This is a genomic window from Arenimonas sp. (assembly GCF_019459675.1).
Taxonomy (GTDB): Bacteria; Pseudomonadota; Gammaproteobacteria; order Xanthomonadales; family Xanthomonadaceae; genus Arenimonas.
Genome location: NZ_JAIBFH010000015.1, coordinates 1 through 6,517, shown reverse-complemented (window position 1 = coordinate 6,517; position 6,517 = coordinate 1). Strand labels below are relative to the sequence as shown.

Here is a 6,517-nt window from a genome sequence, read left to right as displayed (position 1 = left end):
ACGCCCTGCACGCCGAGTACGCCGACAGTGCCGCGAGGCCCCCGCTCGACCAGAACCAGCGCCACGGCCGGCGCCACGTCACCCGCACCCCCCCCCCCGCGGGGCGATCAGCGCGGGCTGTCGTCGGTTTCTTCGGGCTCGGGGCTGGCATCCGAGGGCACGGTGAGCTCGCCCACCGACTGCAGCTCGCCGATGTCCACGCTGCCTTCGCCGAACTCTTTCCAGTCGCCGTCCTGCATGCGCAGGTACTCGTTGGTGTTCCAGAACTTCCGGTCGTAGAAGGTCGAACCGTCGATGTTGCGCGACCCGTTAGGGCCCGGGATCACGATCCGGAGGTTGCCGGCGTAGCCGGTGCGGCTGCCGGTGACCTTGCGCAGGCCCTGGCGCAGCTTCTGGTCGAGCCGGGGCCTGGCGGCACTGTCGGCGTACTCGGCGTGCAGGGCGTCGCCGATCTCCAGCGCACGGGCGCGCTCGGCCTCGGTCATTTCAGCCCAGTACTTCTCGCGCTGCACCAGCATCATCTTGTAGGCGCGCTCGGCAGCCAGGTCCATCCAGACATAGGCTGCCGGGCGATCGACCGCCGTGCCCTGACCCTTCCACAGCATCTCGGCGATCATGCCCTGCGAGGGCTTGTCGGCATAGCGGGCGGCGCGGCGGAAATTGACCATCGCCTCGGCGTAGTTTTCATCGCGGTACTCGGCCAGGCCCAGCAGGCGGAAACGCAGGTCGGGGTGGTAGCTGAGGAATCCCGACGACGTCATCACCAGTTCGTCGTTGCTGTCCTGGCTGGAGGTCTGCGCGGCGATCGGGAGCGGGGCCGCCAGCGCGAGGCCAAGGGCGAACAGCAGGGGGCGGGCAAACTTCATGGGTGGCTCCGGGCCGTGGGGGGCAGGGTGACTATAGAGGGGAAGCGGCGTGGCGGTAATCGGTCGCAAGTCACGGTGGTGCGAGCGGCGTGGTCCATCCCAGCAGCGCCATGGCCGACTCCCACTCGCGGTCGCCGGGCGCCGTGACGGTGAGCAGGCGGCCGTCGTCGGGGTGCGGGAACGTCAGCTGCCAGGCGTGCAGCAGCATGCGGTGCACGCCGCGCATGCGGAAGGCCTGGTTGTGGCGGCCATCACCGTGGCTGGAGTCGCCGACCATGTGGTGGTGGACGTGCTTGAGGTGCCGGCGGATCTGCCGGAAACGGCCGGTCTGCGGCGAACAGCACAGCAGCGCATAGCGCGACGTGGGGTGCTGGGCGCTGGGGATGTCGAGTTCGGCCGTGGCCAGGCGGCGGTAGGTGGTGACGGCGGGCTTCTTGAGCGGCTTGCCGGGGCCGCCGTCCAGCGGATGGTCGATCACGCCCTCCTCCGGCTCGGGCCAGCCGCGGCATACGGCCAGGTAGTCCTTGCGGAAGGCCTGCGACATCAGGCTCTTGCCCAGCGCCGACGCGGCGTCGCGATCGAAAGCCAGCAGCAGGCAGCCGCTGGTGGCGCGGTCCAGGCGATGCACCAGGAACACCGGCTTGCCGAACTGTTCGCGCAGGCGATCGGCGGCGAAGTCGGTTTCGCCGCGGGCCAGCGCACTGTCGTGCACCATCAGGCCAGCGGGTTTGTTCACCACGGCCAGGCGTTGATCGGCGAAGAGGATGTCGAGGGCGAGGGTCACGTGCGGCCAGTGCGTGGGCGGGACGCGATTGTGTCACGGCACTGCGGGGCCGGAGGACGCTGCAGCGCAGGGACGCGGCGGATGGGCGCCAACGTCGGGCGGTTTTCTTACACGCCACCCTCACGCCGCGACCGCGGCAACGCTGGCGATGGCCGCCATGTGTTGGCATCCTTGGGTCCGGCCCGGTGGATGGGCCGCGCCCTGTCCTGATGGAGCCCTTCATGTCGATCCGTTCGCTTGCCCCGCTGCTGGGCACCCTGCTGCTGACCCTGTCGCTGGCCGCACCCGCCGGCGCGAAGCCCGCCGCAGCGCCCAAAGGCGCCGTCGAAGTCGCGTCGGTGGAAGGCATCACCGAATACCGGCTGGACAACGGCCTGCGCGTGCTGCTGTTCCCGGACGCCACCAAGCCCACGGTGACGGTCAACCTCACCTACCTGGTCGGCTCGCGCCACGAGAACTACGGGGAAACGGGCATGGCGCACCTGCTTGAGCACCTGATGTTCAAGGGCACGCCCACCCACACCGACATCCCGGGCGAGATGCGCCGCCGCGGCATCCGCTACAACGCCAGCGCCTGGTACGACCGCACCAACTACTTCGGCAGCTTCGCCGACGGCGCCGACAACCTTGACTGGCTGCTGGCCCTGGAAGCCGACCGCATGGTCAATTCCCTCATCCGCCGCTCCGACCTCGACAGCGAGATGACGGTGGTGCGCAACGAGATGGAGTCGGGCGAAACCAACCCGGTGCGCGTGCTGCTGCAGCGCATGTCGGCCACGGCCTACCTTTGGCACAACTACGGCAAGTCCACCATCGGCGCACGCTCGGACGTGGAGAACATGCCGATCGAGCGGCTGCAGGCCTTCTATCGAACGCACTACCGGCCCGACAACGCCACGCTGCTGGTGGCCGGCCGCATCGATCCGGCGCAGACGCTGGCCAAGGTGGTGTCGGCGTTCGGCCCACTCAAGAGACCGGCGGAACCCGTGCAGGCCACCTACACCGACGAACCCGTGCAGGACGGCGAACGCGAAGTAGTGGTGCGCCGCGTGGGCGACACCCGCCTGATCGGCCTGAACTACCACCTGCCGGCCGCCGCCCACGCCGACAGTGCGCCGCTGGAAGTGCTGGGCCAGGTGCTGGGCGACACGCCCGGTGGCCGCCTGCACAAGGCGCTGGTCGAGTCCGGCCTGGCAACGTCGGTGAGCGCCAGCACCTGGCAGCTGGCTGAACCCGGGACGATGCTGATGCTCGCCCAGCTGCCGCGCGACGGGGACGACGAAGCCGTTGCCATCGAGCTGATCAAGCAGGTGGAGACCGCCACGCAGGCGCCTTTCACCGCCGACGAAGTGGCCAAGGCCAAGACCCAGCTGCTCAAGGACGCCGAGCTGCTGTTCAACGACGCCAACGCCACCGCCACCGCGCTTTCCGAGGCCATCGCCTCGGGCGACTGGCGGCTGTTCTTCCTGCATCGCGACCGCGTCGAAGCGGTCACCGCCGACGACGTGACGCGCGTCGCCAAGGCCTATCTCAAGCAGAGCAACCGCACGCTGGCGCGCTTCATCCCGACCGACGCACCTGATCGCGCCGAGATCCCGGCCACGCCGGACGTGGCTGCGCTGCTGGCCGACTACAAGGGCCGCGAGGCCGTGGCCGCGGGCGAAGCCTTCGATCCGTCGCCGGCCAACATCGACAGCCGCACCGTCGTTTCCAAGCTGGCCAACGGCACCGAGCTGGCGCTGCTGTCGAAGGAAACGCGCGGCGACACGGTGTCGGTCAGCATGGCGCTGCGTTTCGGCAAGGTGGGCGACGTGATGGGCCGCGAAAACGCCGGCAGCCTTGCGGCGGCCATGCTGTCGCGCGGCACCGAAACCATGACGCGCGAACAGATCAGCCGCCGCCTGGACGACCTCAAGGCGCGCGTGAGCTTCAACGGCAGCGCCCAGGGCCTGGGCGTGGGCGCCACCACCACCCGCGAGCACCTGCCCGAAGTGATGGCGCTGGTGGCGCAGATGCTCAAGACGCCCTCCTTCCCCGAGAGCGAGTTCGAGCAGCTGCGCACGCAGTACATCACCGGCATCGAGTCGCAGCGCAGCGAGCCGCAGTCGGTGGCCGCGCGCGCCAGCACCCGCCATTTCAACGCGCACTGGCCCAAGGGCCATCCCTACTACGCCGCCACGATCGAAGAGGCGCTCGAGGAAATCAAGGGCGCCACGCTGGCCGATGTGCGCGACTTCCATGCGGCCTTCTACGGCGCGGGCAACGGTGAAATCGCCGTGGTGGGCGACTTCGACCCGGCGCAGGTGACCGCGCTGATGCAGCAGCACTTCGGCGACTGGACGTCGGCCAAGGCCTTCGAACGCATCCCGATGCCGCTGGTGCTGGCGCCCACGGTGGAGCGCATGCTGGAAACGCCGGACAAGGCCAATGCGGTGATCATCCAGTTCGGGCAGTTCCCGGTGTCGGACTCGCACCCCGACTACGCCGCGCTGCTGGTGGCGAACAACATCTTCGGCGGCGGCGGCATGAAGTCGCGCCTGGGTGATCGCGTACGCCAGACCGACGGCCTGAGCTACTCGGTTGGCTCGGGCTTCAACGCCAGCATCCAGGACGAAGCGGCCAGCCAGCAGCTGTTCGCCATCGCCGCGCCGGAGAACATCGCCAAGGTGAAGCAGGCTTTCGCCGAGGAAATGGCGCGCCTGGTCAAGGACGGCGTCACGCAGGCCGAGCTCAAGGACGCCGTGGACGGCATCCTCAAGGGCCGCGTGCTGGGCCGCGCCGAAGACGGCGCCCTGGCCGGTCAGCTGCGCAGCAATCTCTACTACGACCGCACGCTGGCCTGGAGCGCCGAACTCGAAGCGAAGATGGCGGCGCTGACCAAGTCCGACGTGGATGCGGCCATCCGCAAGCACTTCGGCGCGGCCGGCTATTCGGTGTTTGCGGCGGGTGACTTCGCCAAGGCCTCCGTGGCCAAGCCCGAGGCGGCGGCCACCACCACGCCCTGACGCCGCCGGGCTTTCCCGCAACGCAAAAGCCCCGCTTCGGCGGGGTTTTTCTTTCGCCGTCCATCCCGGCGCATTGTCCGACGCGTGGTGATGCTGACCGCGGCAAGGCGACCACGACAGCTGACGCCCGCTTTCGGCGGCGGGTTCAACGGGGTTTCACCCCACTTTGGTGGCTCTGGCGAGCTGGTGGGAAAAGCCGCACGACAGCGGAGGTACTGCTGTTGCATCTATTTGCGGACTGCTACTGTGACGCAGCGGCTGAAGATCAGGTGAGATTCCAATGAACCGTAGAACTTTTCTATCGCTTGCATCTGCTGCGGTAATTCCAGCGCTCGGAGCACGAACGAGGTTGCAAGGGCGGATCGAAACACTTGCGGATTTTGGCGCGGGGGCCGGAACCGGACCGCGTATCCGGGTGTGGCTCCCCCCAGGCCATAACGAGCACGGTATCGTTCACCGGACCCTGTACATGCTCGACGGGCAGTATGCCTTTGCCGATGACAGCGACGGAACGAATTTCCGTGCCGATCGTCGTGTCGAACGGCTCATGGCCACCGGGACTATCGAGCCCACAATAATCGTTGCTATCGACCATCTCGAGGCTGACCGTTTCCTGCAGTACATGCCCCAGGCCATCTATGAGCGTGGCAATTCCGGGGTTCGCGCAACGATCGAGAGGGAAATGGCGCGGCTTGGTGCCCAATCGCTTGTTTCAGCGGAGTTTGTCCAGTTCCTTGAGACTCGATTGAAGCCTTACATCCAGGCGCACTACCAGACGTCGGGGGATCGCCTGGACACGGCCATCTTCGGGGCGAGCATGGCCGGCGTGATGGCCGGCGCATTGTTCGTCGAGGCACCCCGGATGTTCGGGCGCGCCGCGTGCATGTCGCCCAACTGGGCCATTTACGACGAACGCATGATCGATCACCCAGCGCTCGCTTCGCTTTGGGCGGCCTATTTCAGGCAGCTCGGCGCTCCAGAAGGACGGCGCTTGTGGTTGGACCATGGCACCGAAATGATGGATGCCGGAATGGCGCCGCATCAGCGTTCCATCGCGAAGAGTCTCGAGGATCTCGACTGGCGTCGCGGCTGCAACCTTCAAACGCGGGTTTATGACGCCGGTCATGCGTTTGCGCAGACTGCAACACAGATGGATGACGTGCTCGCCTGGCTGCTCGCGTAGGACGGACGCAGAACAGCGGTTACGGCGCCTTATCGGGGGTAGTTGATGGCGGCTTGCGACCCATAGCGGACATAGGAATTGGCCAGGAACAGCTGTTTTGACCCCGGATAGGGAAGCTCCGAGGGCACATTGGAGAGAAGGCTGGTGTCCGGGCTTTCGTTGGATTGTTTACCGGACAAGGTCGGCCTAAACTCCGCAATAGTCATGGCGCTGCGGGCCACCTCCCGACACCTCAATCGGAGGTATAACCGGCACGTGGCGTCCGCATATACGGTAGCTAGGCCGCGCGGTGGGACGCTACTCTAAACTTGTGGTTCAATTCTTCGAGTCACGGCAGTTCCGCCGGAAACCATGGAAACAGGAGGGTGTCATGGGTGACGATGCTGAGTACCAGATGGAGCAGGATCAACTGGAGAGAAACGAGCGAGAGTCCCTGCGGCAAGCTCGAGTGGACGAAGATTCTCGCCGAAATCGCAAGTGGGAGCAGGCGGCTGCAGCCAAGGCGAAAGAGAGTGTCCCGGCCAAGCCGACGGATACTTGAGCTCGCAAGCGCGGCCTAACAGTTCGTTCAAGCCGACGCCGTCGGCGCGGGGTAACTCAAGGCGGTTGGCGGGATATGAGAGGGGGATGGCGGGTGGACCACGTAAGAGCAGCGACATCATTGCCATGTCGTCTGCGG

5 protein-coding genes are annotated in these 6,517 nt (G+C 66.7%); 3 read left to right on the top strand and 2 right to left on the bottom strand.

Annotation, left to right across the window (positions count from 1 at the left end):
- Positions 1-107: 107 nt before the first annotated feature.
- Together K0M70_RS00625 and K0M70_RS00620 are read right to left on the bottom strand one after the other, a co-directional pair.
- Complete coding sequence (locus K0M70_RS00625) at positions 108-866, bottom strand: hypothetical protein (RefSeq protein ID WP_290777904.1); 759 nt, start codon at positions 864-866, stop codon at positions 108-110.
- A 70-nt stretch (positions 867-936) separates the two neighbouring features.
- The gene (locus K0M70_RS00620) at positions 937-1,650 is read right to left on the bottom strand and encodes a pseudouridine synthase (protein ID WP_290777901.1); all 714 of its coding nucleotides are present in this window, start codon (positions 1,648-1,650) and stop codon (positions 937-939) included.
- A gap of 221 nt (positions 1,651-1,871) precedes the next feature.
- On the opposite strand from K0M70_RS00620, the gene K0M70_RS00615 reads away from it, so the two are divergent.
- The 3 genes from K0M70_RS00615 to K0M70_RS00605 all read left to right on the top strand — a co-directional run bounded on the left by K0M70_RS00615 (position 1,872) and on the right by K0M70_RS00605 (position 6,379).
- Positions 1,872-4,655, top strand: a complete 2,784-nt coding sequence (locus tag K0M70_RS00615; RefSeq protein ID WP_290777898.1) for a pitrilysin family protein — start codon at positions 1,872-1,874, stop codon at positions 4,653-4,655.
- A 280-nt stretch (positions 4,656-4,935) separates the two neighbouring features.
- Complete coding sequence (locus tag K0M70_RS00610) at positions 4,936-5,838, top strand: alpha/beta hydrolase-fold protein (protein ID WP_290777896.1); 903 nt, start codon at positions 4,936-4,938, stop codon at positions 5,836-5,838.
- 370 nt (positions 5,839-6,208) lie between these two features.
- Positions 6,209-6,379, top strand: a complete 171-nt coding sequence (locus tag K0M70_RS00605) for a hypothetical protein (protein ID WP_290777894.1) — start codon at positions 6,209-6,211, stop codon at positions 6,377-6,379.
- Positions 6,380-6,517: the final 138 nt, after the last annotated feature.